This is a genomic window from Streptomyces murinus (assembly GCF_002154555.1).
Lineage (GTDB): Bacteria > Actinomycetota > Actinomycetes > Streptomycetales > Streptomycetaceae > Streptomyces > Streptomyces murinus.
The window spans coordinates 1-1,432 of the sequence record NZ_MUNF01000990.1 but is presented as its reverse complement, the minus strand read 5'-3'; the positions used below and the strand labels follow the sequence as shown (position 1 = coordinate 1,432).

Here is a 1,432-nt window from a genome sequence, read left to right as displayed (position 1 = left end):
ACCGGGCCACCGCCGCGATAGCGCGAGAGGCGCGCGCGCCGCGCTCAGGTGATGTGCAGCCACACACCGATCCACGTCACGGCCACCCCGCCGCAGCCGAGCACCGCCGCCCACCGCACGGAACTGCCCGCGAACAGGCGCCCCAGGATCGCCCCCAGCACTGTGAGGGCGACGACGGCCAGCACCACGACGATCCATGACAGATCCGGTGCCGCGGCCCCGGCCAGCAGTGGCAGTGTCGCTCCGGCGAAGCTCGCGGTGCAGGCGATCGCCGTGGCCGTGAGCGCGCGTGTCAGCGCGAGCCGGCCGAGCCGGGTCGTGGCCAGCTGCCCCCGCCGGGTCAGGTTCAACTGCCGTGAGGCGCGGATCAGATAGGCGCGGCGGTCGGCGTAGTCGGCCACGAACACCGCGAACGCGGCCGTCGTCAACGCCACCAGCCCGACCCGGAGCGCCAGCGAGGCGCTGACCGGCGCGCCCGAGCCCACCAGTGAGGCGGCGGACAGCGTCAGGGCGTTGAGCAGCCCGTCCACCAGGCCCAGGACCAGCGGCAGCAGGGAGCGCACGGTCAGGATCCGCAGACCGCGGACCGGGGTCATCGCGAACGCGGCTTGTTGTCCAGCAGATAGGCGCCGGCCACGATCTCGTCGATGCTGTGGACGACCGCTCCGGTGTGCTGGATCGCCTCGGTCAGCGCGGCGACGTCGATGTCGTCGCCCTCCACGGTGACGTTCGTGCCGACGGTCTCGATGTCGATCTCGGTGACCGCGATGTTCACCGCCTTCACCCCGGACACGGACTCGATCACCGACGCGAGGTGGATCAGATCGGGCTCGTCGATCGTCTTGTCGACGTCCAGGACCAGCCGTCGTACGGGCATGTCCAACTCCTTCTGGCGGGGGTTCAGGCAGCCGGGACGGAGGGCGAGTTGGAGAGTGGCAAGGTGATGGCAGCCTCCTGACCCGTCACCGTCGGCGGGCAGCCACAGCGGCTGTCCGACCGGGAGAGGTAGAGGCCATCAGCACGGGATGTGCGGTCAAGGGCGAGCCTCATCGCCCTCTCCATAGTGCGCCACCCGGCGCATGTCCTGCCAGGTCCGCCGCGCCGACGCCGACCCGCCCGCCCGCGTCCCGCCGTCACGAGCGGCCGCTCGTCACCCGCGCGGGCGCTTCCGGATGGGAGCCGTGAGGACGAGGACCGCCCAGCCGCCGTGTTCCGGCCGGAAGACCGCGCGCGCCGCGACCCCCCGCGCCCACAGCCGGTCGGCCTCCTCGGCGGCGGCCCGGCGGGCGGCGGGCCCGATGCCGTAGCGCAGGACACGGGCGACCGGGCCGGCGAGGCCGCTCATGCCACACCGCCGTCCGCCTGCGGCGACCGGACGACCACCCGCCTCCGGCCTTCATCTACCCGGCCGTGGCTTCTGCCGTCCCGCGCC

Annotated in this window: 3 protein-coding genes and 1 riboswitch; all 3 genes read right to left on the bottom strand. The window is 73.3% G+C overall.

The genetic code is table 11. The features are described 5' to 3' along the window. Positions 1-44 precede the first annotated feature (44 nt). Entirely contained in the window at positions 45-596 is a 552-nt protein-coding gene (locus CCN72_RS37165) for a hypothetical protein (protein WP_086812682.1), read from the bottom strand. Further along, on the bottom strand, positions 593-877 hold the full coding sequence (locus CCN72_RS37160) for a DUF211 domain-containing protein (RefSeq protein ID WP_086812681.1): 285 nt from the start codon (positions 875-877) through the stop codon (positions 593-595). The genes CCN72_RS37165 and CCN72_RS37160 overlap by 4 nt, the downstream gene beginning before the upstream one ends. A 122-nt stretch (positions 878-999) precedes the next feature. Next, a riboswitch (Fluoride riboswitch) is annotated at positions 1,000-1,063 on the bottom strand. 87 nt (positions 1,064-1,150) lie between these two features. Continuing rightward, positions 1,151-1,345 carry a hypothetical protein gene (locus CCN72_RS37155; protein WP_086812680.1) on the bottom strand — a complete coding sequence of 65 codons (195 nt, stop codon included), beginning with the start codon at positions 1,343-1,345 and terminating at the stop codon, positions 1,151-1,153. Between the last annotated feature and the right edge of the window lie 87 nt (positions 1,346-1,432).

Excerpts from the sequence above, each read along its gene's own strand:
- CCN72_RS37165 (WP_086812682.1), bottom strand. The coding sequence starts at position 596 with ATGACCCCGGTCCGCGGTCTGCGGATCCTGACCGTGCGCTCCCTGCTG.
- CCN72_RS37160 (WP_086812681.1), bottom strand. The coding sequence starts at position 877 with ATGCCCGTACGACGGCTGGTCCTGGACGTCGACAAGACGATCGACGAG.
- CCN72_RS37155 (WP_086812680.1), bottom strand. The coding sequence starts at position 1,345 with ATGAGCGGCCTCGCCGGCCCGGTCGCCCGTGTCCTGCGCTACGGCATC.